Source organism: Halorubrum sp. Atlit-8R, assembly GCF_003666025.1.
In the GTDB taxonomy this organism is placed as follows: domain Archaea; phylum Halobacteriota; class Halobacteria; order Halobacteriales; family Haloferacaceae; genus Halorubrum; species Halorubrum salinarum.
Genome location: NZ_QPLV01000003.1, coordinates 144,379 through 169,715 on the forward strand (window position 1 = coordinate 144,379; position 25,337 = coordinate 169,715).

Here is a 25,337-nt window from a genome sequence, read left to right on the forward strand (position 1 = left end):
CGGAGCGGGAAGCCGTGGGTGCCGACCGGCGCCTCGGACCGGGACGCCGTCGCCGGGAAATCGTCGAGCAACGCGCTTTTGCCCCCGCTGCGCGAGGCGTTCGCATGGACACAGTCCTCGTCACCGGCGGCCGCGGCGCCTCCGGGCGCTGGGTCGCCGACCGGCTCGCGGGCGACTACGAGGTCGTCGTCGTCGACTACGACCACCCCGGGCTCGGCGTCGACCCGGCCCCGAACGTCTCGTTCCGCGCGGCCGACCTCGCCGAGCGCGACCAGGCGCTCGACGTCGTCGCCGCCGTCGACCCCGACGCCGTCGTCCACTGGGCGGCGATTCCCGTCGCGGGCACCCACCCCGAGGGGCGGGTGTTCGAGACGAACGCGCTCGCCGCGAAACACGTTCTCGACGCCGCGGGCCGCGCCGACGCCCCGGTCGTCCAGGCCTCCAGCGACGGCGCCTACGGCTTCTTCTTCGCCGATCCGACCCCGTTCCCGGACGAGCTGCCGGTCACCGAGGCCCACCCGCTCCGCCCGGAGGACCCCTACGGGCTTTCAAAGGTGACCGCGGAGGCGGCGGCGGGCGCGGCCGCGCGCCGTCACGACGTTTCCGCCGTCTCCGTCCGCCCGTCGTGGATCCAGTACCCCGGCGACTACGCCTGCCGCGCGGACGAGTACGTGACCGACCTCGACGCGGGCGCCGGCAACTTCTGGTCGTACGTCGACGTCCGCGACGTCGCCGACCTCGTCGCGGCCGCGCTCGCGGACCTCCTCGGCGACGACCCGGCGGTCGACCCCGGGACCCACGAGGCGGTCAACTGCGTGGCGGCCGACAACGCGCTCGGCCGTCCCCTCCTCGACCTGTTGCGCGAGTCCTACGGCGGGGTGCCGGACGACTGCGCGGTCGACGCGGACGCGCTCGCCGAGGGCGACGACCGCGGCGCCTACGCGATCGGGAAGGCGGCGCGGCTGTTCGGGTGGACGCCGTCGCGTTCGTGGCGCGACGCGGCCGACGCGGCGGTCGCCGAGCCGACGCTGTTCGAGGAGTGATCGGGCCCGAGGGAGAGCCCGTCCGCGGTCAGATCGACAGGATCGCGTTGACGAGCGTCCGCGTCGCGATGGCGGTGCCCGCGCCGAGCCACGTGAGGAGAACGAAGTGGATGTAGCCGTTCGCGGGGTTGCCGCCGTCGATCCGGCGGATCATCTGCGAGGAGAGCGCGGCGTTGAACAGCACGACCGTCAGGAGGAGGTACTCGATGAGCGGGATGTCGTAGGCGCCGGGGTAGACGATCTGGCCGATGTCCATCTGGTCGAGCCCGAAGTCGGCGGTGAGGTCGGCCAGGATGGCGACGATCTCCAGCCCGATGAAGAAGGCGAACGTCGCGGCCGCGGTGATCCCGTACAGCAGCCCGATGAACGTCATCGCCGCCTGCCGGCGCTGCTCGCGCAGCTGGTTGACGGCGTTCATGTTCTTCGAGATCAGCTCGCCGAGCAGCTTCGGGTCCCCGCCCATCCGCCGGCCGACGAGGTACATCTCGGAGAACTTCTGGATGAGGTACGAGCGCGTGTCGCGCGTGAACGCCCGCCAGGCGCCCTCGGTGCTGATCCGCATGTTGAGCCGGCGGTAGAGCCGCTCGATGGCCTCGGAGAGCTCGCCGAAGTTCTTGTCGCGCAGCGTCGTCAGCACGTCGGTGGTCGTGGACTGCTTCGCGCTCTCGGTCGCGCCCAGCGCGCGCACGAACGAGGGGAACTCCCCGTCGCGGGCGGTGATCGCCTGTTCCTCCTGCCGGAGGACGACCCCGGTGATGATCAGCGGCGAGATGGGGACCGCGAGGTACAGAGGCAGCCGGACGTCGTCGAGGAAGAAGAGGAGGCCGGGGAGCCCGGGACCGAACCCGAACATCCCGGCGGCCGTGATCCCGATGAGCAGCAGCGAGAGCCCGCCGCCGCCGATCAGCGAGGCCCACAGCTTCAGGTCGCCGGGCGCCCGCTCGTCCGGGTGGTACCAGATCGGGTCGTACGGCGACGTCGCGCGGATCATCGCGTAGAAGCCGAGCTGGACGAAGACGAAGAGGACGATGACGGCCGCCACCGTCGCGGTCGGGTTGTTGCCGGTGAGGATCGGCAGGACGACGGCGAACACCAAGGCGAACGTCATCGAGAGGATCATCGACATGTACAGGTCCTTCATCACCTCCAGGTTCGAGAGCGCGGACTCGTAGCGGGTCTCGTACTGCGCGAGCATGACGTCCTGCTCGGAGACGAGGAACTCCTCTAACGACTGGCCCGCGCCCATCGTGTAGCCGAGGCGGTCGAAGAAGTCGGCCATCGCGTCGGAGGGGACCTCCTGCGCGCGGCGGCGACACGCGTCGTCGAGGCTCTGGTTCCACGTGTCGACGAGGTGGACGACGCGGCCGATCTCCTCGGCGGCGACGCCGTACTCCTCCTCCTGGGCCAGCGTCCGGAACACCTCCATCCGGTCGATGTTCGTCGTCGACAGCACCGTCATGTGCGTCATCACGAGGTGCAGCTGGTTGTCGATCTTCGTCTCCAGGCTGGAGAGGTAGATCTTCGGGTAGATGACGGCCGCGAACAGGACGAGCCCGCCGAACATCGGGATCGGCACCCGGGCGGCGAAGGGGAGCGGGAGCGCGACCAGACCGACGACGCTGCCGAGGAACACGAACAGGGCCGGCAGCAACACGAGGCCGACGTACTTCCCCTTGGAGATGTCGAGCTGCTCGTACGACTCCATCACCTCGGAGGTGAGCTGCGCGGCCGTCGCGAGCCCGTCGCCGAACTGCTTCACCGCCATCGGTTAGATCGCCTCCATCGTCGCTACCTCGTGTTGCGGTGCATGTCGAAGGGGAGCCCCTCGACGCCGTCGCGCTGGAACGAGTTGATCGCGTCGTTGACCTCGTGGTAGCCCAAGATCCCCTCCTGGATCATTCGCTCGATCAGCTCCGCGCGGAAGTCGAGGTCGTCGTAGATGTCGCGGGTGTCGGCGTAACCGAGCAGAGTCGCGATCTGCTCTTCGAGCACGTAGGAGTTGTTCATCCCCTGGAAGACGATCTCGTCTTCGACGGGGTCCCAGCTGAACACCTCGCGGGTGACGACCCCCTCCATCTCCTTGGAGTACCCCTCGATCTCCTGGACGCTCGTCACGCGGCGCAGGACCTGGTCGCCCTGCTTCACGCGGTTCTGGAACAGCGCCACGTCGGCGTTGTCCATGAACGTCTCCGGGACGTTGATCGGCTCGGAGGTGAACCGCTGGATCATCGAGACGATGTCGGACGCGTGGAACGTCAGCATGACCGGGTGGCCGGTCTGGGCCGCCTGGAACGCCATGCGCCCCTCGGCGCCGCGGACCTCGCCCACGATGATGTAGTCGGGGCGCGACCGCAGCGCGGCGGCGACCAGGTCGAACATGTCCACGTCGGAGGAGCCCTCGCCGCCGCCCTCCCGGGTCAGCAGCTGCTGCCAGGTGTTGTGCGGCGGGATGACCTCCGCGGTGTCCTCCGCGGTGTATATCTTCGAGTCGTCGGGGATGTACGAGAGGATGGCGTTCAGCGTCGTCGTCTTCCCTGACGCCGTCTCCCCGACAACGAAGACCGTCTGCTCGTTCTCTAAGCAGAGCCAGAGGTACGCCGCCAGCTCCGGCGAGAGCGTCCCCCAGTTGGTGATCTGGTTGATCGACAGCGGCACCTCCTCGCCCTGGCGGATGGTGAGCGAGGAGCCCTTCAGCGACACGTCGTCGGAGTAGATGATGTTGATACGCGACCCGTCCGGCAGCGTGGAGTCGACGATGGGGTCGGAGTCGGAGAGCGGGTCGCCGATCCGCTCGCCCATGTTGCGCAGCCAGTTGTCGAACTCCTGGGGCGTCCCGAAGTCGACGGTCGTCTCCAGCATGCCGAAGGTGCCGTGGTCGACGTGGCACTCCTTGGGGCCGATGACGTGAATGTCCTCGTTGGCCGGGTCGCGCATCACCGGTTCCAGCGGCCCGAGCCCGACGATGTCGCGGTTGAGCCGGTACCGGATGTTCTCGTAGGTCTCCTCGGTGACGGACAGCTTCCCGAAGTTCTTGAGCTTCGAGAGGCCCTTGCGCCACCCCGACGCGGAGTCGTCGACGTGGGTGACCTCCTCTAACAGCTCCTCGATGAGGTCGTCGTACTCGGCCTCGTTCTCCGGCGCGCTGTGCTGGCCGCTCACGGTCAGCAGCCGGTTTTTCACCTCGTTGAGGATCTCCGCTTGCGGGCCCGACACCTCGGGCTCGATGGCGTAGTACTTCGTGTCCTGCCCGAGGTCGCCGTAGATGTGGCTGTAGATGGGGCCGCCGACCGGGTAGATGACGTTCGGCCGGGGGGACTCGTACTCGTCTTTCGGCTCCTCGATGAACTGCGGGAACTCCCCGGTGATCTGTTTGAACTCGCGGAGGTGTTCCCGGAGGTGGGGGCGGCGCATGGCCGCCTTTCGGAGCTCTTCGGACGGTTGCGCGGTGCCGTGTTCGGTCATGTCCTGTGCCGGGTCGCGGTGGTCGCGGTCCGCGCGCGCGGACCGGCTGTGCGTCGACGGGTCATGGTGTTAGGCGACGCTGCGGCTCTCAATGACGATTCCGGTTCCGGAACGCACCGAGAACCCGATCGTGTCGCCGACCTGTTCGCCCATGCCCGCGAACCGCTTGACGTTGATCTGTCGGCGGATGTCGTTGCCGACCTCGATCATCTCCAGTTCGAGGAACACGTCGGCGATGGACCGGAACGGCCCGATCGCGTCGTCGTCGACCGCCGAGGGGTCGACGGTGAGCACGACGACCTTCCCCTGCGAGATGATCTCGCGGAAGAAGGAGATGATCTCCAGGGCGGCCTGCCGCTCCTCGTTCTTCCGGACCAGCGCCTCGAAGGTGGGGTCGTTCCGGAAGATGGCGTCGAACGTGTCGAGGAAGACGACGTCGGAGTTCCACATCGCCTCGGCGTTCATCAGGCGCTTGAGCAGCTCCTTGCGCTCGCCGTCGCCGTCGGAGAACGCGCCGCCGGAGTCGAAGTCGGCGTGGAGGAAGAGCAGCTCCTCCTGGAGCAGCGGCTTCACCATGTCGTACTCCAGCGAGTGCATCTGGTCGATGAACCCGCGGACGGTGAGCTCCGTCGACATCATCGTGACGGACGCCCCCTCCTGGACGAGGCCGTAGGCGAACCGCTGGGAGATGGCGCTTTTCCCGGCCCCGTAGTCGCCCTCCATGAGGACGATGCTCCCGCGGGGGATGCCGCCGCCGAGCTCCTTGTTGAGCCGGTCGCGGTCGCCGAGCCCCAGGGAGAGCAGGTTGTCGTGGGGCATCAGTTACCCCCCTCCACGCGGAACTGGAACAGCTCCTCGTCGCCGTTCACCGAGAGGAACACCCGGTGGTCGCCGTCGGCGAGCCCGTCGGAGCCGTCGATCTGGTTGGTGTCGATCGTGAGCCGGAGCACGTCGCCGCGGCTCCACGCGTTCGCGCCGTCCGCGGAGACGAGCTCGCCGGAGGTCGCGTCCGGCCGGACGTACGCGCCGTCGAAGACAATGTCGAGGTCGGAGCCGTCGGGCGCCAACCGGTACGTGCCGGTGTTCTTTATCAACAGCGTGACGTTCTGGTCGCCGCTCGCGTTGTACACCCCCGCGCTGGGGTCCGAGATGATCGTCACGTCGGTCCGGAGCTGCTCGGTCGCGTCGAGGCCGGCGTCGTCGACGGCCGCGCTCACCCGGTCGACGCCGGTGGTGATCGTGCCGACGACGCCGGCGGCGATCACCAGGCTGGCGATGAACAGGATGAGGTGCGAGACGGGGACGCTGGCCATCTACCCGCTCACCTCCGTCACGGTCGCGGCGTCGCGGACGCCGGACTCGACGACGAGGACGACGCGCGTGCCCTCCCCGATCGTCGTGGCCGTGTCGCCCTGCGCGACCCGCACGGTGAGCGTCTCGTCGCCGAGCCAGAGCGCGGTGTCGCCGTCGCCGTCGACCGTCGTGGTGGCGTTCGGCCCGCCCACGTCGACGTACTCGTTGCCGACCACGAGCGTCGCGTCGCCGGCGACGAGGCCGACCGCCCCCTCGTTGGTGGCGTTGACGGTGAGGGTGTCGCTCGTCGTGTCAAAGGTCGCGTTCGTCACCGCGAACTCGGTGTTCTGTCGTTCGAGCGCGCGCTCGTTGACGCCGTGCTGGGCGTCGGAGACGCGGTCGAGCCCGTTGGCCGCCACGGGGTAAAACGTCGTGAACGCGAAGAACAGCCCCGCGACGATGATGGCCGTGGACGCGGAGACGCTAACGCCCATCTCCCCACCCTCCGTCGGCCGGATCGGCGCGGTCGGAACGGGGATTCGGATCGTTCATCGGGCGGGTGGAACCGTTCCGCTCGCGCCGGTCGTCGCGGCGGCCGTCGCGCCGGTCGGCGTCCGCTTCGGGCGCCGCGTCGTCGCGGTCGGCGCCGTTCGTCCGCCGCTCGCGGTCGTCGGGCGCGTCCCGGCGGCCGCCGTCGTGGCCGTTCCGCTCGGGCGCGGGGCGGTCGCTCCGCGCGTCGCGGCCGCCGCGTCCGCCGCGGCCCGAACTCGCACGCCCGCCGCGACGCCCGCCGCGGGGCGCGTTGACGGGGCCGCCGCCGACCATCGAGCCGCCGGCGAGGTCGTCCCAGCGGTCCAGCAGGACCGTGTGGCTGCTCGTGCCGTTGAGCTGGGTAACGTACCGGAGGCTGCGGGTGTGGTGCTCGCGGACGAGCCGGTCCGTGCCCGGCCGGTCGACGAGGTTGCGGTCGATGGTGCCGAACCCGGAGAGGAAGTCGCGGAGCCGCGCCGCGGCGTCCGGGCCGATCCACTCGATCCGCTCGTAGTAGTTGATGGCGCGCACCGCGTCGGTGACGTCGCTCTCGGAGACGAGGAACTCCAGCCACTCCATCACGAGGAGGTCGCCGACGTAGTCGCCGGGGAGCTCCGTGAGGTACGGCTTGCCGCGGCCGCCGCTCCCCGAGAGGTCGTCCTCGCCGACGTACTCGAAGCCGCCGGTCGCCTCGGCCGGATCGCCGCCGGGCTGGCGGTCGGGCGCCGGCTCCGGGTCGGGATCCGGATCGGCCGCGCCCGCCGGTTCGGGGTCGGGGTCGGCCGGTTCGTCGAAGTCGACGCCGTCGTCCTCGACGCCGCCGCCGAGGTCGTCGTCGAAGCCGTCGTCGGCGTCGTCGAACGAGTCGGTTTCGTCGCCGGGGTCGGCGAACGAGTCGTCCCCGTCGTCGAACGGGTCGTCGTCCGCGCCGTCGTCGCCCTCTTCGGCCCAGTCGGCCTCCCCGGAGTCGTACTCTTCTTTCAGTTCGCTGAAACTCTTTCCGTCTTCGTTCATGTCGTCTCCGTCGTCCGCCGTTTCGGTCTCGGACGCGGCGTCGTCCGTGCTGTCGTCGTCCAGTTCGTCGAACTCCTCGTCGAGGTCGTCGAAGCCGTCGTCGCCGTCGAGGTCGTCGAACTCGTCGTCGCCGTCGTCGTCCAGTTCGTCGTCGAACCCGTCGGCCTCCTCCTCGTCGAGGAGGTCGTCGTCGAAGAACCCGTCCGCGTCGGCGTTCGCGACGTCCTCGTCGAGGTCCTCCTCCTCGCCGGCGTCCTCGTCGTCGAAGATGCCGAACGAGCCCTCGCCGCCGCCGGCGACGCTGTCGAAGCCGCCGGAGTCGTCGACGAACGGGTTGATGCCGCGGGTGACCATCTCGTAGATGTCGAGCAGGTTGCGGACGTCCTCCTCGATGTCGTCGACGGCGTTCGAGATCTCCTCGTTCTCCGAGCGGACCGTCGAGACGGTTGAGGAGAGCGACGCGACCTCGTTTTCGAGCTCGTCGAGCCGGTTCTCCAGCTCGTCGGTGGCCGCGCCGCCGCCGCCACCGCCGCCGCCGTCGTCGAACTCGTCGTCCCACTCGTCCATCCCGTCGAAGTCGTCGAAGCCGTCGCCGCCGCCACCGCCGTCGCCCATGCCGCCGCCCATCCCTCCGCCGCCCATGCCGCCGCCCATGTCGCCGCCGAAGGGGTCGTCGTCGCCGTCCATACCACCGGAACCGTCGTCGTCGGACCCGTCGTCGTCGAGGAACCTGTCGAGGACGCTCGCACCGACGAGCCCCAGCGTGGCGACTGCCCAGGCGGCCGTTGGAGCTCCCCACACCGGTAGTTCGAGGCCCATTACCGTGTACGACCCGCAGAACCCACTTCAATTCACCCCTCAAAATATCAACAGTGAGAAGACACGTCGCACGGCGGGCGGCGACCGCTGATCGGGGTGAGCGCCGAGAAATCGGAACCGGTCGAAGGCGAGCCGGTCCGGAGAGGGGAACGAGACGTCTCAGAGGGGCGGTCAGATGGCTCGCTCGAAGCCGTCGGCGGCCCGGATGACGAGCCGCCCGTCCGGACCGAACCGGACCGTCCGCCCCACCGCGTCGCCGACGTCGCTGGCGACGACCGGGACGTTCGCGGCGTCGAGCACCTCGCCGACCCGCTCGACGTTCCGGGGGCCGACCGCGTCAGTGAGGTCGAGCATCTCGGCGCCGCCGGCGACGCGCGCCTTCAGGCGGCGCGGGTCGGCGCCGGCGTCGTCGAGCGCCCCGATCAGCGAGTCGATCCCGGTGTCGACGTACTTCGCCGGCCGCGAGGCCGCGGTGGACCGCCCCTCGCCCGCGGGCAGCATGGCGTGGAGGAGCCCGCGGACGCCGGCTCGCTCGTCGACAAGCGCGACCGCGACGCAGGAGCCGAGGCCGCTGGTCGTCAGGACGGCGTCGCCGTCCGTGACCGCCAACTCGCCCACGCCGACCTTGATCCGGCCCGGGTCGTCGCTCGCCGCGCCGCCCGTGACGGCGGCGGGCTCCGCGTCGGCGACCGGGGTCCCGCCGCTCTCCGTTCGCTCCGCCGGGGCGTCCGGCCGATCGTCGGAGAGCGAGCGGGTCACGGGTCCGAGAGCCGGTCGAGCGCCCGGGCCAGTTCGCGCTCGTCGGGGAGCGCGTACACGTCGCAGCGCGCCTGGATCCCCTCGGTCTGGATCGCGGTGTCGATCACGAACCCGTAGTCCTGCCGCTCGCTCAGCTTCGCGACGAGCGGGCTGATCGTCGACGCGCCGATGTCGTGGACGAACTCCGGCGGCGAGTGGGTGATCGTCGTGCCGAGCACGTTCGCCCAGCCGTCGATGAACCCGCTCGTCATCACGTTACCGAGCTCGCAGAGCGCGTTCTCGGCCATGTCGCCGAGGGGCTCGTCGGGCTCCATCGGCAGCATCGCGTCCGCGACCGCCGCCGCCGAGGACTCCTCGAAGAGGATGGCGAGGTAGCCGCTCGGCTCGCCCTTCAGCTCGAACACCGTGCCCGCGTGCGGCTCGGTGCCGACCTCCGCGGGCACGTCGGCGAGCGGGACGAACCGGAGCCGGCTCACGTCGACGCTCGTCTCTAACCCGGTCATCATCGCGATGTTGTCGGCCGCGTTTGCCGACCCCTTCTTCGCCAGCGAGGAGAACGTCGACAGCGACTCGTACGGGACCGCCGTGCTCTCCGTCCCGCCGTTCGCCTCGCCGCCGGCGGCCGCCGCGGGCGCCGTTTTCCCGACGATGAGGTCGCGGAACGGCCCCGAGTCGGGCAGCATGTAGATCGAGAAGTCGAGGTCCGTCGTCGTCGCGTCCAGCCGGCTCTCGAAGAGGAAGACGCCGTCGCCCGCGAGCGCGCCGTCCGGCAGCACCGCCGCGCCGTCGGCCTCGAAGTACCGCGGGGGCGTCATGTCGATCGCCTTCCCGAGGTAGTTCGCCCAGCCGTCGAGGAAGCCGCCGAGCGCGATGTTGCCGACCTCCGTCACCGCGCTCCGCTCCATCGACGCCCCGCCCGGGAGCAGCGAGAGCAGGGCGTCGGCGTTGACGGCGTCGAACGCGAGGACCGCCTCGCCGTCCAGCCCGCCGCGGAGCCCGACGCTCACGCCGATCGACTCGCGGCCCGCGAACGACTCCGCGAGGTCCTCGCCGCTGGCGACGCTCGCGCCAGTCACCTCCACCGCGAGGTCGGTCCCGGTCAGGTCCGAGAGCGCGCCGGCGGCCTGTTTCGCGCCCTGCTCCGCGAGGCGGTTACAGGCGCCGAGCGCGCGGACGTCGACGCGCATTATACCGCCGAGCCGATTGCGTCGAGCACGTTCGGCTTCTGGAACGGCTTCGTGATGTACCCCTCCGCGCCCGCCTTGATGGCCGCCTTCATCTTCTCCTCCTGCCCGACGCTGGTACACATGATCACCGTCGCGTCGGGGTTCTCCTCGAGGATTTCCGTCGTCGCCTCGATCCCGTCGCGGATCGGCATCACGATGTCCATCATCACGAGGTCCGGCCCGTGCTCCTCGTACATGTTCACCGCCTCCACGCCGTTCTCCGCCTCCCCGACGATCTCGAACTCGCCTTCGAGGATCTCCCGGAGGAGGTTCCGCATGAACTCCGAGTCGTCGGCGATGAGTACCCGCGTAGCCATTGTTGTCTAAAGGGGGGGAAAGCGAACACTTAATCGCTCCCCCGCGGTTCTCAGCGATGAGAACGGACAGAACGGTCCCGCCGGCGAGCGCGTGCGGACCAAGAGTCGAAAAGTGCTGCGGGCCGGTGACCCGACAGAGCGTCTCAGACCCAGTGGCCGAGGAGGTGGACCGCGCCGACGAGGACCGTGCCGCCGAGCGCCTTGCGGGTGCCGAAGGGTAGCGGGAGCATGCCGACGGAGTCGGGCGCGTCCCCTGCGGGCGCGTCCCCTGCGGGCGCGTCGCCGTCGGTCTCGGTGCCGTTCGAGCCGCCGTCCGAGTCCGACCCGTTCGGGGCGGTCGAACTCGGTTCCGAGTCGGCGTCGTCCCCGCTCGCTCCCGTCCCGTCGTCGGTCCCGTTGGGCGCGCCGCCGTCGTCGGCGTCGGTGCCGTTAGCCGCGCTCCCGTCGCCCTCGTCGTCGATCGTCGTCGTCGCCGGGTCCCGCTCGACGACCAGCGTCCCGCCGTGGGTGTCGCCGTCGAGCCGGAGCGTGAACGGGTACCTGCCGGGGTCGAGGTCGGCGGGCACGGAGGCGAAGTCGTAGGTCCGGGACTCGCCCGGCGCGAGCCGGACGCCCCACGAGCCGCCGAGGCTGCCGTTGTCGACTGTGAGCGCGAGTTCGCCCTCGCCGGTGAGCCCGCCCGCGTTGCGCGCGACGACCCGGAGCGCGGAGAGGTTCCCCCCCTCGGTGACGGTGACGTTGTCGGGGGCGTCGTCGATCACCAGCTCGTCCGGGTTGTCCGCGTCGCCGACGACGATGAGCGTCCGGCTGTCGCGGAGCGTGGACCCCTCGTACAGCTCGTAGTTCAACCGCGTGCCGGGGGAGATCCCGTCGAGGTCGACGTCGACGGTGAAGTTGCCGTCCGCGATCTCCAGCGGCGACTCGGCCCGGAAGGGCGCCTCGCCGGCGTCGTTCACGAACGTGGCGGTCATCTCCCGCCGCGGCAGCAGCGACGTCGTTCCCGTGAGCTGCCCCCCGTCCGCCTCGACGAGGAGCTCGCCGTCGTCGGTGACGTGGTCGTACCGGAGGTACCGCTCCCGGACCGTGAACGACGCCTCGGCGCGGACCGTGCTGTCGGCCGCCTCCCAGTAGGGGAACTGGGGGGCGTCGTCGGGCCCCGACGCGGACGCGAACGCGGCCGGCGGCTCCTGTCCGTCGGCGAACGCGTACCGCTCGCCCTCGGTGCCCTCCAGCGCGAACGCGACGGAGAACTCGTCGCCCGGCTCGGGGTCCTCGGTGAAGTGGTCGCCGTCGCTCGTGTCGATCACGAGGTAGGAGCGACCGGGCGCGTCGGGCGACTCCAGTTCGGTCGCGTCCGCGACGATGAGCGAGACGTCCTCCGGGTCGGCGCGCGAGAGGTCGAGCCTCGCGGGCCGTTCGTTCATCCCCGGGTTCGTCTGTCTGACCCGGAGCGACACGCCCGACTCCTTCTCCAACAGGTCGGCCAAGACGCGGTGGTCGACCGCCTCGCCGGCCTCGATCGGGCCCGCGCCGCGCTCCGCGGCGAAGTGCGACAGCGCCCCCCAGATGCCGGTCGACTCGAAGCCAAGGACGATCCGGTACCCCTTGGTCACTACGGACCGCTCGGCCCCGTTCTCGCGGAGCACGCCGAGCGACTCCGCGTCCGCGTCCTCGCCGAGCGCGTCGCGGTCGGCGGTGGTGAACACCTCGACGTCGTCTCGGAACGACGGCTTCTCCAGCACGAGGTCGGCCTGGTCGGCGGCCGCGGTCGGCGTCACCACGCCGTCGTCACCGACGACGAACGTCCCGTTGGTGATCGCGAGCCGGTAGCGCTGCGGGACGAGCGGCCGGGCGAGCCCGCCGGCGCCGGTCGCGCCCGAGAACGCGCTCAGGTCGTCGAGGCTCTCCGCGACCACGTCCCCATTCTCGTCGCGGAACTCCAGGTCGCAGGTCGCGTTCGCGCAGCTGTTCGCGCTGGTCGCGTCGGTGCCGATCGTCCGCGTGTTGATCGTGGTCGTCTGTCCGGTGAGCTTAATCACGTCGACGAAGCCCACGGGCTCCCCGGTGTTGCTGAGTCGGTTGCCCCCGATCAACAGGTACGCCGGACCGTCGGGGTTGTCGAAGGTGTGGCTGATCTCGATCGGGTCGCCCGCGACGCCGGTGTAGGTCGGCCGGGAGAACCCGCCGCTGATCTCCGGCCGGTCGGCCGGGCCGACCGGACCCGGGGCCTCGACCGCGACGGGCGCCGTCGGTCCGGCGGCGGACGACGCGGACGAGCCGACCGCGAGGCCGGCCGCGACCGGGGCGGTGGCGAGGAGCCCGGCGAGCGCGACGAGGACGGCGAGACCGATCGCGCTCACCTGGAGCCCCGACAGGTCGGTGCCGAGCGAACGGAGTCGCCGTCGCGCTCCGGAGCCGCTCGTCCGATCGCCGTCGGTCGCGGTCGGGTCCGTCGAGCGCGTGTCGGTCGCGTCGTCTCGTTCCAGTGTCATGAGGGCGTGGCCAACGAGTGCGGGCCGGCCGACGGCCCGCGCCTGGTTGCCGACGACTCCGCGGGTCACCGACTAAAGCGTACCCACCCGATTATCAGGGCGTGTAACGAGATCGGGCGAATCGAGTGGAGGACGCGGAAATCGCCCGACGTGACCGGAGTCCTCGGTCCGAAGAATTAAGCCGGGCCGGCGCCCGATCCACGCCAAGATGCCATCGTGTCCCCGCTGTGACGCCCCGGTCGACGACGACGCGCGGTACTGCGCCCAGTGCGGCGCCCCGCAGACGGAGGACGCGGCGGAGGAGCTCGACGAGTACGTCCAGCGGCAGGCGGAGCAGGTCGCGGGCGGCAGCGGCGGCGGGGGATCGGAGGGTGGCGGCTCGGGCGGGAGCGACGCGTTCCCCTCCATGGAAGAACTCTCGGACCGCGAGCAACTGTGGCGGCGCGGGTCGTACGTCCTCGGGTACGGGACGATCGTCGTCGCGCTCACGCGGGTTCCGGCCGCGGAGTCGTGGCCGCTGATCCTCGGCGGGATCGCGATCCTGCCGCCGATCCGGCGGCTCACCGCGGAGCCGCTCGGCAGCCCGCTGAAGCGCGAGGTGATGGCGGGAGTCTACGCGGTGTTCGCGCTGATCGGGATCGCGCTGTTCGTGCTGTTGTGAGGTACGTGGAAGGCGGGGCGGCCCCCTCGAAGCGGGGTCACTTCTCGATCCGAATTACTCGATCCTGAATCCGCCCGCGTCCTCGGCGGCGCGCACCAGGTCGCCGATGCTGTCGCTCGCCGTGAGGCCCTGGCTCGCCGCGAACCGCTTTATCATCACCGGCGGGATGTCGACGGTCGTCTCGGAGGCCGCGAGCAGTAGCCCGATCGCCTCCGGCGTCGGCGAGCTCGGGCCGGCGTTCGACGCGAACCACGAGATGAGCGTGTCGAACGTCGCCGTCACGTCGTTCGACACCATCCGCTGCCGGGTGGTGTCGCCCTTCGCGTGGAGCGTCGCGTCGATCCCGTAGTCGAATCCGTCGCCGTCGAAGGAGTTCGCTAACCACCGGCTCACCGACTGTCGGTCGACCGCGCCGGCCCCGGCCGCGGTCTGGACCCGGCGCTGCCCCTGCGCGTTCGGCGGCGGTTGGCCGCCGCCGGTCGGTTGCCCGCCCGATTGCTGTCCGCCGCCGGGGTGTCCACCGCCAGCCTGTCCGCCGGTGGATTGCCCGCGTTCGCCGACGCCGGGGCCGGCCGCGCTCGCCCGCGGGTCGTCGCCGGCGGGCCGCCGCTCGTCCGGGCTCGCGGGGTCGGCGGCGGTGAACCCGGAGTCGTCCTCCGGCGGCGCGCGGCGCTGTCCCCGCGACCGGCCGACGTTGGGTCGGCCGTTCGTCCCGACGACGTAGCGGCCCTCCCCGATCTCGACGACGTTCTCGTCGTCGGTGAAGTCGAGTTCCTCCGGATCGGCCGGTACCGCGTCGTCGTCACTCATGGGTCGTGGTAGCGCGCGCCGAAAAATAGGTGTTGCGGGCGGCCGAGCCGCCGCACGTCGTCGAACGTCGGTTCGAAGCTCGTTAGAGCCGGACCGCTTCGCCGTCGTTGCTGAAGAGGTCAGGCGCGCTCAACTCGACGGATGTCGTTGCCGACGATGGCGAGACGATGTCGATTGAAGACTCATCGCTTTCGCCGAACGGCTCAGTAGATGTCCCAAACGGCTCGACCTGCGGGTTCAGTACGATTGTATACTGTTCATCACCGTTAATCACTGCGTCGTCCACGAACGAACCAGTGCTGTTGCGGACGCCGAAGCTATCTGCTGGGATTGCCGTAGCGGCAGCATCAGCACTACCAATTTCGACGCTTGCGTTGGCGAACACTAGGTTGTTCTGTCCATTTGGACCAACAGCTTGTATAGTCGTCTCACTCAGGTCGATCTCATCAGCACCTGGAGACCCTGTGACACTGATACGGATTTCTGACAGTTCACCCTGAGTCGCATCGCTCGTGACGATCCCGACCTCACTCGTCACTTGGACACGCTCGGACACGAGGTCTGTGCTCTCTTGCCCTGTCGCTTCAGCCTGTGACTGTAAGAATCCGGCCGTGTTGATCAGGACGCCGGCAGCGATCGCCGCCACCAGCACCATCGCGATGAACACGATGAGGGTCCCGATCCCCACTTGACCGCGTTCCTCAGTGTTAGTGATTGATTCGAACATTGTTACAGCCTCACCGATTCTTCAACCACGGTACTCGGCACACGGATCTCGGCAGTGGTCGACGCTCCACTTGGAGTCGTGAATGTAACTGTGAGTCTGTCACCTTCTTCAAGCAGGTAGTCAAGCTCGTCACTTCCGTCAACAGGATCATGGAGTACGATGTTGACCTCTGCCCGTTCACTATTGTCTGTCAGGACAACACTTAGATCGTCGTTGGTGAAGATGTCGATAGTTGCGTTACCTTCATCTCCGATCTGGAACGATTCCTGCCCGTCAGCTCCGATCAGCTCCACCGACGTTTCACTCAGATCGATGTTATCGGATCCAGGTGACTGAGCGACCACAAAACTCAGATTTGCCATTTGGTTATTGGTCTGATTAAATTCACCAGACTGGCTGACAATCTGGAGCCGGTCACTCACTTGCGCTGTACTCTCTTCGCCCGTTGCTTCCGCCTGCGTCTGGAGGAATCCGGCCGTGTTGATCAGAACGCCGGCGGCGATCGCCGCCACCAGCACCATCGCGATGAACACGATGAGGGTCCCGATCCCCACCTGACCGCGCTCTTCCTCGTCCAGTATGGTTTCGAACATTGTGTGTTGCGTCGGCCCCCGGCCTGCCCGGCGGGCGTTATCGATAGCGATGGGGAATTCCTACTTAAGATCACTCACCCGGTTATTCGTCTTGATAAACGGCTCACGTCGTGCGGTTTTCGTATTTATTTTGCTGTTTTAGTTACAGAACTAATTAACGAAGTCGCGAAGTGATTCTCAGGATTGGATCTGACGTCTTACCGCTCGTCGCCGACGCTCAGCGACGAAACAGTTTGGCGGAAAAGACGGGACAGCCGACGGCGGCGAGAGGGAATCGAACCGAGGAGCGACGGCGACGGCCGCAGAACACGCGGTCGTTTGCTGTGCTTACACTCGCTCGTTTCACCGATCGCGCAGGCGCGACAGTTCCGACTCGGGGATCACGAACTCCTGGGTCCCCGGCTCGTAGACCGCGAGGCTCCCGGCGACGAGCGCCATCGACGCCGCGAGCAGTCCGGTGTTGATCAACAAAAGCGCCTCGGCGTTCCCGAACTCCGTCCGGAAGGCGGCCGCTGGCGTCCCCACCGCCGCGACGACGACGAGACCGAAGCCGACCGCCAGGTACGCCATCGCCGTGCGGCCCGACGACCGATACGCCGCGACCGCGAAGGCGACGAGCGTCGCGCTCGCGCCGGCCAGCACGGTGGTCGTCACCAGGTACAACCCCTCGATGAGCTCCATACACCTCCTGCTCGAACGGCGGTGATAAACCCACGGGGGCGGGTATCAGCCGCGATAACACTCTCGGTGAGGGGTGAGAGACGAACGGGTCGAGAGCGACTGAAACGGACGATATCGCGGCGAAAACGGACGACGAGAGATATGACGTGCGTCTGACGATCACCGGTACCCTTTTACCACCCGGAAATCAATCTCGATAATGTGAATGGTGGGGGACGATCTGATCACCGTACTCGGTAACAAATACAACACGGACATCCTGACGGCGACCGGCGACGCGAAGTCGGCGCAGGACCTCAGCGACCAGCTGGACGTCCCGATCGCGACGTGTTACCGACGGATCAACGAGTTAGAAGAGGCGGACCTCCTCGAGTTACACGACCGGCCGCTGTCGGACGAACACCGGCGCGTGAAGGTGTACCGCCGGAAGGTCGACGGGGTGGAGGTCGACTTCCGCGACGGGCTCACCGTCGAGGTCGAGGAGCGGTCGGCGGTGAAGAACCGCCTCGACAACGTCTGGCGCGACCTCTCGTCGCGGGAGTAACACTGTTCCCCGGCGGTTCCCGACCCGTCAGAACGACGGCTGGTCGTCGGAGCCGCCCATCATCGAGAAGCCGCCCGCGCGCTCGTGGACGGTGATGCCGCCCTGCCCGATCTCCATCGGGAAGATGTCGGTGTCGATGTCCTGTTTCCGCATCTTCGCCACCCAGACGTAGCGGTTGACGCCGGAGTCGGTCGGGGTCTGGATGAAGTAGATGTTCCCGTCCGTGAGGAAGTTCTCTAAGCCGACCTCCGTGTCGGGGAAGACGGCGCCCTGCTCGTTGATGAGCAGCGAGGTGAGCCCGTTCGCCTTGAGGATGTCCGAGAACTTCAGCAGGTACGTGCGCTTCTCCTGTTCGGCGTCGAAGAACAGCTGGAACATCGACAGCGAGTCGAGGACGAGGCGGTCGAAGTCGCCGTCCTCGACGGTGTCGAGCAGCCGGTCGACCGCGGTCGAGAAGTCGGTCTCCCGGAGCATCTCGCGTTTGTCGAGGATGACGATGTCGCCGTCGTCGACCATCTCGTCGAACCCCTCGAAGCCGACGGACTCGGCGGCGCCGCGGATGTCCGCCTCGTCCTCCTCGAAGGAGACGTAGACGCCGCGCTCGCCGTGTTCGGAGACGCCGTGGTGGAGGTACTGGATACCGAAGATGCTCTTGCCGGTGCCCGGGTTCCCCGAGACGAGGACCGTGGACCGCTGGGTGATGCCGCCGGTGAGAATGGAGTCGAGCCCCTCGACCCCGGTGGAGACGAGTTCTGACATTCGTCTCCCCTTACACGGCCGGAGTATATAAAAGACGGTTCGGTACATCGGGCGAACGGACGGCGACAGTTTTATCTCTCGACACGCCGCCCGTTCGTGTATGCCCGGTGAAGCGTGTCCGGTCGCTCCCGGCGGTGATCGACGGTGACCGATCCGTCGATACTCGTCGTGGAGGACGAGCCTGACATCGCGGCGCTGTACGCCGGCTTCTTAGAGGAGCGGTACGACGTCGACGTCGCCGAGACGGCCGCCGAGGCGGTCGACCGCGTCGACGCCGCCGTCGACGTGGTGCTCCTCGACCGCCGCCTCCCTGACGGGAGCGGCGACGACGTCTTGGGACACATCCGCGAGGAGGAGTACGACTGCCGCGTGGCGATGGTGACCGCGGTCGAGCCCGACTTCGACATCATCGACATGGGGTTCGACCTGTACCTCACCAAGCCGGTGAGCCGCACGAAGCTGCTCGCGGCCATCGACACCCTCCTGACCCGCAGCGAGTACGACGACCTCGTCCAGGAGGCCGCCGCGCTCGCCAGCAAGCGCGCCGTGTTGAGCTCGCAGAAGCCGGCCGCGCAGCGCGAGGGGAACGAGGCGTACGCCGAACTCGTCGACCGGCTGGAGGAGTTGGACGCCGACATCGACGACCTCGGCGAGTCGCTGTCGACCGACGACTACCGCGCGATGTTCCGCGACCTCGGCGAGGCCTGACGCGACGCCGCCCGACGTTCTCGCGGCGGGACCGACCCGCGGTTCACCGCTCGCTCGATTCTCCCGACGCGCCGCCGAACGCGACAGCGTTTCCTTCGCCGCTCGCGCGCGAGCCGAACGTTATCGCGCTCCGACAGAACACGTCTATCGCCCTCCGACCGAGAGCGTCTTCCCGAACCCGCCGACAGCGGCGGGATACCGAACGAAGTTTGAACGAATCCGAGCCGGACTCCGAACGGATGTTGTCCGGTCGTTGAAAAATCTATATCCCCGCCGTCGCCCTCGTCGGAGACATGACGCAACGAGACGCGAGAGATCCGGCCGCGGCGTCCGGTCGCGGCGCGCCACCGGCAGTGTCCGCGGGCACACCGGCCGTTGAGGGCGTGGTTCAAGTGACCGCGACCCCGAGGTAGCGTATGATCGACGTTACCGAACAGCGAGACGCGCTGCTCGCGGCGGCGGCCGGCGCGGCCGCGGTCGCGGGCTCGTACCTCGCCACGGGGTGGACGCCCGCGTTCGTGGTCAGGCCGGTCGACCAGACCATCGTCAACCTGACCCCGGGACCGATCGTGACCTTCTCGATCGAGACCTTCGGCGACGCGGGGCACCTGATCCACATCGCCATGGCCGTCGCGACCGTCGTCGGCCTGTTCGGCGCGGTCGCGTTCGCCGGCCTCAAACTCGCCACGCGCACCGATAGCCGAGGGGTCGGCGCCGCGGTCGCGGGAGGCGGATCCTGGCTGCTCGCCGCCACTCTGACAGGCATCTCGCTCGGCGCGCTCGGCGCCGCGATCCCCGCGGCGGCGGTCGTCGGGGTCGGCTGGCTGCCGGAGTCGGCCGCGCCGTCCGGGGGCGACGCCACGCCGTCCGACGGCGATGCCACCGGCGCGCGGGACGCGCCGGCGGTCGTCGACGCGGTGCGCCGCCGGACGCTCGGAGCCGTCACGGGGGCCCTCGGGTTCGCCGCCGCGAGCGCGGTGGGGCGGCGGTCGCTCGCGCCGGGCGACGGGCCGCTCCCCGACGCCCCGCGGTCGGAGGGCGCGGCCGCGCGGCTTCAGGAGGTCGAATCGGCGTCGCTGGCGGTCGAGAGCGACGCCCTCGGCGGGATGGTGAGTCGGATCGGCGAGTTCTACAACGTCGACATCGCGGAGTTCGACCCCGAGGTCACCGCCGACGAGTGGTCGCTGACGTTCACCGGCGAGACCGGGAGCGAGCGGACGGTCGACTTCGACGAGCTGACCGACCGCCCGGTCGAACACCGCGCGATAACGCTGCGGTGCGTCGGCGAGGACCTGAACGGGCGCAAGCTGGACAACGCCGTCTGGACGGGGACCCCGATCCGACCGCTGCTGGAGTCGGTCGACCCGCAGGGCGAGTGTAACTGCGCCATGCTGCGCGGCGAGGACGGGTACTACGTCCAGTTCCCGGTCGACGTCCTCGCGGAGGGGTTCCTCGCGTGGGGGATGAACGGCAAGGAGCTGCCGACCAGCCACGGGCACCCCGTCCGAGTGCTGATCCCGGGGCACTGGGGTGAGACGAACGTGAAGTGGCTCTCGGAGATCGAACTCCTGAATGTCGAGGAGGACGGCTACTGGGAGGAGCGCGGCTGGGAGGGGACCGGCGAGGTGAAGACGGTCGCCAAGCTCTGGGACGAGGGGATCACGGAGCTCGGCGACGGCCGGATCGAGCTCGCCGGGCACGCCTACGCCGGAACGGCCGGTATCGAGCGCGTCGAGGTCTCGACCGACGGCGGCGACACGTGGACCGACGCCGAGCTCTCCGAGCCGCTGCCGGACGCCGACGTGTGGCGCCAGTGGCGACACGTCTTCGAGGCGGACGGGGAGCACGAGGTCGTCGTCCGCGCGACCGACGGCGAGGGGGTCCTCCAGACGCGGGAGGAGTCCGGGTCCGTCCCGAGCGGCGCCTCCGGGTGGGTCCGTCGGACCGTCGGCTGACACGGCCGTCCCGGGACCGTCCCGGGGCCGAGCCGATCCCTGGAGCGACCGCGCGGGTCGAAACGACTTTCATCGCCTGCTCACCACACCAGTACGCCAAATGGAGAAGGCCCTGTGGTACCTGTTCGTCGCGAGCCGCGGTGGCGCCAACAGGGTCCGGATCGTCCGGGAACTCCGCGACCGCCCCCGGAACGCGAACGAGCTGGCGGAGCGACTGGACGTCGACTACAACACCATCACCCACCACCTCGACATGCTCCGAGACCACGACGTCGTCGAACCGAGCGACCACGACTACGGCAAGCTCTACTTCCTGACCGACCGCTTCGAGCGTCACGCGGACGCGTTCGAGGAGATCACCGCGGAGGTGGACGCCGAATGAACCCGGTGACGCCGACCGGGCTCGCCGTCCTGATCGCGGGCGTCAACAGCGCGCTGCTGGCGGTGCTGGCCGCCGTGTGGCTCCGCAACTACCGGGAGTTCGGGTCGACGCTCCTCCTCGGGCTGTTGGGCTTTTGCGCCGTCCTGCTCGCCGAGAACCTGATCTCCATCGGCTTCTTCTTCAGCAGCATGCGGACGCTGTACGCGATGGACCCGCTGGTGGGGCGGGTCGTGCTCGGGATGAGCGTGCTCGAACTGCTCGCCGTCGCGCTCCTGACCTACGCCACGCTGAAGTGACGGCCGAGCGGGTCGCCGCGGGCGGCGCGGCGACCGGACAGGCTCAGGAGAGCTGCTCGCCGACGATCCGGTCCGCCTCGGCGAGGAACGCGTCGCGCTCGTCGGTCGGGATCGTTGCGCCCGCGGCCACGTCGTGGCCCCCGCCGTCGCCGCCGACGGCCTGGCTCGCCTCGCGCATCACCGCGGACAGGTCGAGCCCGCGTCTGACGAGCGCGTGCGAGCCGCGCGAGGACACCTTCAGCTCCTCGGCGCTCTCCTCGGCGAAGGCGATCACCGGCTTCGAGCGGTCGACCGCGGGGGAGCCGACCGCCATCCCGGCGACGATGCCGACGATGGTCTCGCGGATGCGGGAGCCGGCGTCGAACCACTGGAGGTGCTCCTCGTGGGTGACGCCCTCGTTTTTGACCCACTGGAGCCCCTCGGAGAGGTTCTGTCGGTGCGTGCGCAGCAGGCGGCGCGCCTCCGCGAGCGCGTCGCCGCGGTCGCCGAGACACACCGCGAGCCCCACGTCGCCGCGCTCGTAGCGCGCGGTGGCGTTGAGCAGGGTCGAGAACTCGCTGACGTCGCGCAGCTCGGTGCCGGGCTCCTCGTCGACCAGCGTGTAGGCGGTGCCGACGAGCGCCTCGATCCGGTCGGACGGGACGCCCGAGGCGACCGCGCGGCGCATCAGCGCCGACGCGAGGGTCCGGCGCTCCCCGCCGTCGAGGTCGACCCAGCGCCGCCACTCGCCGTCGCGTTTCACGTCGACGTCGAGGTCGGTGAGGAAGGCGATCGCGCCCGCCTCGTCGTTCGAGACCCCCGGGATCTTCACGTCCGAGGCGTACTCTAGGAACTTGGGGAGCGGGCGGGTCTGTCTGCCGTACAGGTCGAGGTCGGTCTGGGCCTCCAGGACGCCGGCGTCGACGCCGTCGGCGACGATCGACTCGTTGGCGCCGACGAGTCCGCCGTCGGAGTCCTGCATGTCGCCGACCGCGCCGACGACCGCGAGCGCGGCGAGGTCGCGGTTGTCGCCGTCCGGCCCCTCCAGCGCGCGGGCGAGGACGTAGCTCGCGCCGGCGCCGGAGAGCTCGCTCGCGCCGTCGATCCCTTCCAACAGGGGGTTGAGGTGGTAGCGCGTGTCGCGGTCGGCCGGCTGGTGGTGGTCGGCGATGACGGGGACGAAGTCGCCGCGCTCCTCGTGGTCGGCGATCACGTCGAGCTGGCCGGAGCCGAAGTCGGTGAAAAGCACCACATCGAACTCGCGGGCGGCGATGCCGGCGATCGCGTCGGCGTCCAGCTGCTTCTCGAAGACGACCTCGTGGTCGATCCCGGCCCGAGCGAGCGCGGTCGAGGCGACCGCGGCGCTCGTGATCCCGTCGGCGTCGATGTGCGACGCGAGCAGCACCCGGCCGGCCTCGCGCAGTCGGTCGGCGCAGTCGGTCGCGCGGTCGGCGAGGTCGGGGACTGGGGCGGCGACTGCCATTACCACCGGTTGGCGCCCGACCGGCCATAAACGCACGCTTCGACGGGGCCAGCGCGGCCCGGCGCGGCTCGACGCGGGGCCTGCGCGAGCCCGGCGCGGCGTGGCCCCGGTCCCGGCGACGCCCGGCGTCACCGGCGAAGGGGCATCAATTGCCGTAACTGACGGTTATAGAAGTGCGTAGACGTATGAGCAACAAACATGACACGTGGGTTTTCCACCCGGAGTCTCCACGCCGGCGCCGAGCCCGACCCGGCCACCGGCGCCCGCGCCACGCCGATCCACCAGACCACGTCGTACGTCTTCGACGACGCGGACACGGCGGCGGAGATGTACGCGCTCCGGGCGGAAGGTCACATCTACTCCCGGCTCTCGAATCCGACGGTGAACGCCTTGGAAGACCGGATCGCCGACCTCTCCGGCGGGTCGGACGCGGTCGCGACGGGCTCGGGGATGGCCGCGTTCGACGCGATCACGACCGTCCTCGCGAGCGCGGGCGACAACGTCGTGGCCAGCTCCGAAATGTACGGCGGGACCGCGGCGTACCTCACCAGCATCGCGGACCGCCGCGGCATCGAGACGCGGCTCGTCGACACGCTCGACTACGAGGCGTACGCGGACGCGGTCGACGACGACACCGCGTTCGTCCACGTCGAGACGATCGCGAACCCCTCGCTCGTCACGCCCGACTTCGAGCGGCTCGCCGAGATCGCCCACGAGCACGCGGTGCCGCTCGTCGTCGACAACACGTTCGCGACGCCGTACTGCTGCCGGCCGTTCGAACACGGCGCGGACATCGTCTGGGAGTCGACGACGAAGTGGATCACCGGCAACGGCACCACGGTCGGCGGCGTCGTCGTCGACGGCGGACAGTTCCCGTGGGGCCACCCCGACGCCGACTACGACGAACTGGACGGGCAGTCGCCCGCGTACCCGATCGACTTCGTCGAGCAGTTCGGCGACGCCGCGTTCGGCAACGTCGTCCGCCAGCGCGGCGTCCGCCCGACCGGCGGTCAGCAGTCCCCCTTCGACGCGTGGCAGACGATCCAGGGGCTCAACACGCTCCCGCTGCGGATGGAGCGACACTGCGAGAACGCGCGGGAGGTCGCCGAGTACCTCCGCGACGACGACCGGGTCGACTGGGTGAGCTACCCCGGCTTCGAGGACCACGAGAGCCACGGGAACGCCGCCGAGTACCTCGACGGCTTCGGCGGGATGGTCACCTTCGGCGTCGACGGCGGCTACGAGGCCGCCAAGACGTTCTGCGAGTCGGTCGAGCTGACGAGCTTCCTCGCGAACATCGGCGACGCGAAGACGCTCGTCATCCACCCGGCCTCCACGACGCACGCGCAGATGGACGAAGACCAACAGCGGGACGCGGGCGTCTACCCGGAGATGCTCCGGCTCTCGGTCGGTATCGAGGACCCCGAGGACGTGATCGCCGACCTCGACGCGGGGCTCGCGGCGGGCGAGCACGCGGTCGGCGCCGAGGAGGGGAGCTGAGATGAGCGCCGTCCCGACGGACCACGGGGTCGCCGAGCTCGGCGAGTTCACCTTCGAGTGCGGCCAGTCGGTCCCCGACCTCGAGGTGGCCTACGAGACCCACGGCGAGTTCGACGGCGACAACGTCGTGCTGATCTGTCACGCGCTCACCGGGAGCCAGAACGTCGCGCGCTCGCCGGAGCCGGAGCGGGACGCGGAGACGACCGGCGCCGGGCAGGCCGGGCAGGCCCGGGCGTGGTGGGACGACGTCGTCGGGCCGGGGAAGGCGATCGACACGACGGAGTACTACGTCGTCTGCGCGAACGTCCCCGGCTCCTGTTACGGGACGACGGGGCCCGCCAGCGAGCGGCCCGCGGACCTCGACCTCCGCGAGGAGCCCGACCACGACCGTTGGGGGACCGCGTTCCCGCCGGTCCAGGTCGAGGACTGGGCGCGCGCGCAGCGCCGCCTCCTCGACCGCCTCGGCGTGGGGCGGCTGCGCGCGGTCGTCGGCGGCAGCGTCGGCGGGATGAACGCCTTAGAGTGGGCGAAGCGGTACCCGGACGACGTCGACCGCGTGGTCGCCATCGCGACCGCGGGGCGGCTCGACGCGCAGTGCCTCGCGCTCGACGCGGTCGCGCGCCGCGCGATCCGCGCCGACGACGACTGGAACGGCGGCGACTACTACGGCGACGACCGGCCGGACCCGACCGAGGGGCTCGCCATCGCCCGACAGATCGGGCACGTCATGTACCTCTCGAAGGCGTCGATGGAGCGGAAGTTCGGGCGCCGGTCGGCGGGCCGCGACTCCTTGACGCGCGAGGACGGCGACCTCGGGCTGCCGCCGGAGCCGACGGCCGGCTTCTTCCCGTACCGCGAGGTGGAGTCGTACCTCGACTACCAGGCGGAGGGGTTCGGCGACCGCTTCGACGCGAACAGCTACCTCTACCTCACGCGCGCGATGGACGAGTACGACCTCGCCGCCGGCCACGGTACCGACGCCGACGCGCTCGCCGCGTTCGAGGGCGAGGCCCTGCTGATGAGCTTCACCGCCGACTGGCACTTCACCGTCGAGCAGTCCGCCTCCCTCGCCGACGCCTTCCGCGAGACGGGCGTGCCGGTCGCGCACCACGTCGTCGACTCCGACCATGGCCACGACGCCTTCCTCGTCGAGCCCGAACACGTCGGTCCGCCGGTCCGGGACTTCCTCGCGGACGGCGTCGACGGCCGCGCCGTCTCCGACGACGGCGGCGACGACGGCGACGACCCGCGGCCCGACTCCGACCACGCGCCAGTCCACGCGAGCCTGTTCCGAGGATAGTCT

General features: G+C 69.6%; 25 protein-coding genes. 9 read left to right on the forward strand and 16 right to left on the reverse strand.

The annotated features are described in order from the left end of the window. The first annotated feature begins 104 nt into the window (after positions 1-104). Positions 105-1,043, forward strand: a complete 939-nt coding sequence (locus DVK05_RS09375) for an NAD(P)-dependent oxidoreductase (RefSeq protein WP_121563099.1) — start codon at positions 105-107, stop codon at positions 1,041-1,043. A gap of 28 nt (positions 1,044-1,071) precedes the next feature. Here the strand turns inward: DVK05_RS09375 and flaJ are convergent, their stop codons facing one another. The 10 genes from flaJ to DVK05_RS09425 form a co-directional block, all read right to left on the reverse strand. Next, positions 1,072-2,808: an archaellar assembly protein FlaJ gene (flaJ, locus tag DVK05_RS09380; RefSeq protein WP_121563100.1), complete on the reverse strand. Its 1,737-nt coding sequence runs from the start codon at positions 2,806-2,808 to the stop codon at positions 1,072-1,074. 23 nt (positions 2,809-2,831) lie between these two features. Next, a complete protein-coding gene (locus DVK05_RS09385) occupies positions 2,832-4,505 on the reverse strand; it encodes a type II/IV secretion system ATPase subunit (RefSeq protein ID WP_121563101.1) in 1,674 nt (557 codons plus the stop codon). Between the two features lie 69 nt (positions 4,506-4,574). After that, positions 4,575-5,324 carry an ATPase domain-containing protein gene (locus tag DVK05_RS09390; RefSeq protein WP_053770468.1) on the reverse strand — a complete coding sequence of 250 codons (750 nt, stop codon included), beginning with the start codon at positions 5,322-5,324 and terminating at the stop codon, positions 4,575-4,577. Beyond that, the gene (locus DVK05_RS09395; RefSeq protein WP_121563102.1) at positions 5,324-5,818 is read right to left on the reverse strand and encodes a flagellar protein G; all 495 of its coding nucleotides are present in this window, start codon (positions 5,816-5,818) and stop codon (positions 5,324-5,326) included. Before DVK05_RS09395 ends, DVK05_RS09390 begins: the two co-directional genes overlap by 1 nt. Next, on the reverse strand, positions 5,819-6,292 hold the full coding sequence (locus DVK05_RS09400) for a flagellin (RefSeq protein WP_121563103.1): 474 nt from the start codon (positions 6,290-6,292) through the stop codon (positions 5,819-5,821). Next, positions 6,282-8,162, reverse strand: a complete 1,881-nt coding sequence (locus DVK05_RS09405; protein WP_121563104.1) for a FlaD/FlaE family flagellar protein — start codon at positions 8,160-8,162, stop codon at positions 6,282-6,284. Before DVK05_RS09405 ends, DVK05_RS09400 begins: the two co-directional genes overlap by 11 nt. 171 nt (positions 8,163-8,333) lie before the next feature. Next, complete coding sequence (locus DVK05_RS09410; protein ID WP_121563105.1) at positions 8,334-8,921, reverse strand: chemotaxis protein CheD; 588 nt, start codon at positions 8,919-8,921, stop codon at positions 8,334-8,336. Beyond that, a complete protein-coding gene (locus tag DVK05_RS09415) occupies positions 8,918-10,108 on the reverse strand; it encodes a chemotaxis protein CheC (protein ID WP_121563106.1) in 1,191 nt (396 codons plus the stop codon). Before DVK05_RS09415 ends, DVK05_RS09410 begins: the two co-directional genes overlap by 4 nt. After that, positions 10,108-10,464, reverse strand: coding sequence for a chemotaxis protein CheY (gene cheY / locus DVK05_RS09420; RefSeq protein ID WP_004597560.1), 357 nt, complete (start codon positions 10,462-10,464; stop codon positions 10,108-10,110). Before cheY ends, DVK05_RS09415 begins: the two co-directional genes overlap by 1 nt. A 143-nt stretch (positions 10,465-10,607) precedes the next feature. After that, positions 10,608-12,956, reverse strand: a complete 2,349-nt coding sequence (locus DVK05_RS09425; protein WP_121563396.1) for a BGTF surface domain-containing protein — start codon at positions 12,954-12,956, stop codon at positions 10,608-10,610. A 208-nt stretch (positions 12,957-13,164) separates the two neighbouring features. On the opposite strand from DVK05_RS09425, the gene DVK05_RS09430 reads away from it, so the two are divergent. Next, positions 13,165-13,617: a zinc ribbon domain-containing protein gene (locus tag DVK05_RS09430; protein WP_121563107.1), complete on the forward strand. Its 453-nt coding sequence runs from the start codon at positions 13,165-13,167 to the stop codon at positions 13,615-13,617. A gap of 54 nt (positions 13,618-13,671) precedes the next feature. Here DVK05_RS09430 and DVK05_RS09435 read toward each other — a convergent pair whose 3' ends face one another. From DVK05_RS09435 to DVK05_RS09450, 4 genes are all read right to left on the reverse strand, one after another. Continuing rightward, on the reverse strand, positions 13,672-14,427 hold the full coding sequence (locus DVK05_RS09435; RefSeq protein WP_121563108.1) for a hypothetical protein: 756 nt from the start codon (positions 14,425-14,427) through the stop codon (positions 13,672-13,674). Between the two features lie 82 nt (positions 14,428-14,509). Then, positions 14,510-15,154: an archaellin/type IV pilin N-terminal domain-containing protein gene (locus tag DVK05_RS09440; RefSeq protein ID WP_121563109.1), complete on the reverse strand. Its 645-nt coding sequence runs from the start codon at positions 15,152-15,154 to the stop codon at positions 14,510-14,512. Positions 15,155-15,156: 2 nt separating this feature from the next. Beyond that, positions 15,157-15,747 (reverse strand): archaellin/type IV pilin N-terminal domain-containing protein, encoded by a 591-nt coding sequence (locus DVK05_RS09445; protein WP_121563110.1) that lies wholly within the window; start codon positions 15,745-15,747, stop codon positions 15,157-15,159. A 342-nt stretch (positions 15,748-16,089) separates the two neighbouring features. Beyond that, positions 16,090-16,428, reverse strand: coding sequence for a hypothetical protein (locus DVK05_RS09450; RefSeq protein WP_121563111.1), 339 nt, complete (start codon positions 16,426-16,428; stop codon positions 16,090-16,092). Between the two features lie 205 nt (positions 16,429-16,633). On the opposite strand from DVK05_RS09450, the gene DVK05_RS09455 reads away from it, so the two are divergent. Then, complete coding sequence (locus DVK05_RS09455; protein ID WP_121563112.1) at positions 16,634-16,972, forward strand: helix-turn-helix domain-containing protein; 339 nt, start codon at positions 16,634-16,636, stop codon at positions 16,970-16,972. Positions 16,973-16,999: 27 nt separating this feature from the next. Here the strand turns inward: DVK05_RS09455 and DVK05_RS09460 are convergent, their stop codons facing one another. Next, complete coding sequence (locus DVK05_RS09460) at positions 17,000-17,731, reverse strand: ATPase domain-containing protein (RefSeq protein WP_004597593.1); 732 nt, start codon at positions 17,729-17,731, stop codon at positions 17,000-17,002. Positions 17,732-17,875: 144 nt separating this feature from the next. On the opposite strand from DVK05_RS09460, the gene DVK05_RS09465 reads away from it, so the two are divergent. The 4 genes from DVK05_RS09465 to DVK05_RS09480 all read left to right on the forward strand — a co-directional run bounded on the left by DVK05_RS09465 (position 17,876) and on the right by DVK05_RS09480 (position 21,072). Beyond that, the gene (locus tag DVK05_RS09465) at positions 17,876-18,439 is read left to right on the forward strand and encodes a HalX domain-containing protein (RefSeq protein WP_121563113.1); all 564 of its coding nucleotides are present in this window, start codon (positions 17,876-17,878) and stop codon (positions 18,437-18,439) included. A gap of 416 nt (positions 18,440-18,855) precedes the next feature. Then, the gene (locus DVK05_RS09470; RefSeq protein WP_121563114.1) at positions 18,856-20,394 is read left to right on the forward strand and encodes a molybdopterin-dependent oxidoreductase; all 1,539 of its coding nucleotides are present in this window, start codon (positions 18,856-18,858) and stop codon (positions 20,392-20,394) included. Positions 20,395-20,494: 100 nt separating this feature from the next. Further along, positions 20,495-20,776: a winged helix-turn-helix domain-containing protein gene (locus DVK05_RS09475; protein ID WP_121563115.1), complete on the forward strand. Its 282-nt coding sequence runs from the start codon at positions 20,495-20,497 to the stop codon at positions 20,774-20,776. Next, positions 20,773-21,072 (forward strand): hypothetical protein, encoded by a 300-nt coding sequence (locus DVK05_RS09480; RefSeq protein WP_121563116.1) that lies wholly within the window; start codon positions 20,773-20,775, stop codon positions 21,070-21,072. The genes DVK05_RS09475 and DVK05_RS09480 overlap by 4 nt, the downstream gene beginning before the upstream one ends. A 43-nt stretch (positions 21,073-21,115) precedes the next feature. Here the strand turns inward: DVK05_RS09480 and DVK05_RS09485 are convergent, their stop codons facing one another. Next, a complete protein-coding gene (locus tag DVK05_RS09485) occupies positions 21,116-22,534 on the reverse strand; it encodes a DHH family phosphoesterase (RefSeq protein WP_121563117.1) in 1,419 nt (472 codons plus the stop codon). A gap of 198 nt (positions 22,535-22,732) precedes the next feature. Between DVK05_RS09485 and DVK05_RS09490 the strand changes: the two genes are divergently transcribed. Next, positions 22,733-24,034, forward strand: coding sequence for an O-acetylhomoserine aminocarboxypropyltransferase/cysteine synthase family protein (locus tag DVK05_RS09490; RefSeq protein WP_121563118.1), 1,302 nt, complete (start codon positions 22,733-22,735; stop codon positions 24,032-24,034). Between the two features lies 1 nt (position 24,035). After that, a complete protein-coding gene (gene metX / locus DVK05_RS09495) occupies positions 24,036-25,334 on the forward strand; it encodes a homoserine O-acetyltransferase (protein ID WP_121563119.1) in 1,299 nt (432 codons plus the stop codon). Positions 25,335-25,337: the final 3 nt, after the last annotated feature.

What these genes read in the sequence shown, in the direction of transcription:
- DVK05_RS09490 (WP_121563118.1), top strand. Translation starts at nt 22,733, where the DNA reads ATGACACGTGGGTTTTCCACCCGGAGTCTCCACGCCGGCGCCGAGCCC.
- DVK05_RS09440 (WP_121563109.1), bottom strand. Translation starts at nt 15,154, where the DNA reads ATGTTCGAATCAATCACTAACACTGAGGAACGCGGTCAAGTGGGGATC.
- DVK05_RS09485 (WP_121563117.1), bottom strand. Translation starts at nt 22,534, where the DNA reads ATGGCAGTCGCCGCCCCAGTCCCCGACCTCGCCGACCGCGCGACCGAC.
- DVK05_RS09385 (WP_121563101.1), bottom strand. Translation starts at nt 4,505, where the DNA reads ATGACCGAACACGGCACCGCGCAACCGTCCGAAGAGCTCCGAAAGGCG.
- DVK05_RS09395 (WP_121563102.1), bottom strand. Translation starts at nt 5,818, where the DNA reads ATGGCCAGCGTCCCCGTCTCGCACCTCATCCTGTTCATCGCCAGCCTG.
- cheY (WP_004597560.1), bottom strand. Translation starts at nt 10,464, where the DNA reads ATGGCTACGCGGGTACTCATCGCCGACGACTCGGAGTTCATGCGGAAC.
- DVK05_RS09475 (WP_121563115.1), top strand. Translation starts at nt 20,495, where the DNA reads ATGGAGAAGGCCCTGTGGTACCTGTTCGTCGCGAGCCGCGGTGGCGCC.
- DVK05_RS09415 (WP_121563106.1), bottom strand. Translation starts at nt 10,108, where the DNA reads ATGCGCGTCGACGTCCGCGCGCTCGGCGCCTGTAACCGCCTCGCGGAG.
- DVK05_RS09450 (WP_121563111.1), bottom strand. Translation starts at nt 16,428, where the DNA reads ATGGAGCTCATCGAGGGGTTGTACCTGGTGACGACCACCGTGCTGGCC.
- metX (WP_121563119.1), top strand. Translation starts at nt 24,036, where the DNA reads ATGAGCGCCGTCCCGACGGACCACGGGGTCGCCGAGCTCGGCGAGTTC.
- DVK05_RS09405 (WP_121563104.1), bottom strand. Translation starts at nt 8,162, where the DNA reads ATGGGCCTCGAACTACCGGTGTGGGGAGCTCCAACGGCCGCCTGGGCA.
- DVK05_RS09445 (WP_121563110.1), bottom strand. Translation starts at nt 15,747, where the DNA reads ATGTTCGAAACCATACTGGACGAGGAAGAGCGCGGTCAGGTGGGGATC.
- flaJ (WP_121563100.1), bottom strand. Translation starts at nt 2,808, where the DNA reads ATGGCGGTGAAGCAGTTCGGCGACGGGCTCGCGACGGCCGCGCAGCTC.
- DVK05_RS09375 (WP_121563099.1), top strand. Translation starts at nt 105, where the DNA reads ATGGACACAGTCCTCGTCACCGGCGGCCGCGGCGCCTCCGGGCGCTGG.
- DVK05_RS09400 (WP_121563103.1), bottom strand. Translation starts at nt 6,292, where the DNA reads ATGGGCGTTAGCGTCTCCGCGTCCACGGCCATCATCGTCGCGGGGCTG.
- DVK05_RS09460 (WP_004597593.1), bottom strand. Translation starts at nt 17,731, where the DNA reads ATGTCAGAACTCGTCTCCACCGGGGTCGAGGGGCTCGACTCCATTCTC.
- DVK05_RS09455 (WP_121563112.1), top strand. Translation starts at nt 16,634, where the DNA reads ATGGTGGGGGACGATCTGATCACCGTACTCGGTAACAAATACAACACG.
- DVK05_RS09430 (WP_121563107.1), top strand. Translation starts at nt 13,165, where the DNA reads ATGCCATCGTGTCCCCGCTGTGACGCCCCGGTCGACGACGACGCGCGG.
- DVK05_RS09435 (WP_121563108.1), bottom strand. Translation starts at nt 14,427, where the DNA reads ATGAGTGACGACGACGCGGTACCGGCCGATCCGGAGGAACTCGACTTC.
- DVK05_RS09425 (WP_121563396.1), bottom strand. Translation starts at nt 12,956, where the DNA reads ATGACACTGGAACGAGACGACGCGACCGACACGCGCTCGACGGACCCG.
- DVK05_RS09390 (WP_053770468.1), bottom strand. Translation starts at nt 5,324, where the DNA reads ATGCCCCACGACAACCTGCTCTCCCTGGGGCTCGGCGACCGCGACCGG.
- DVK05_RS09470 (WP_121563114.1), top strand. Translation starts at nt 18,856, where the DNA reads ATGATCGACGTTACCGAACAGCGAGACGCGCTGCTCGCGGCGGCGGCC.
- DVK05_RS09480 (WP_121563116.1), top strand. Translation starts at nt 20,773, where the DNA reads ATGAACCCGGTGACGCCGACCGGGCTCGCCGTCCTGATCGCGGGCGTC.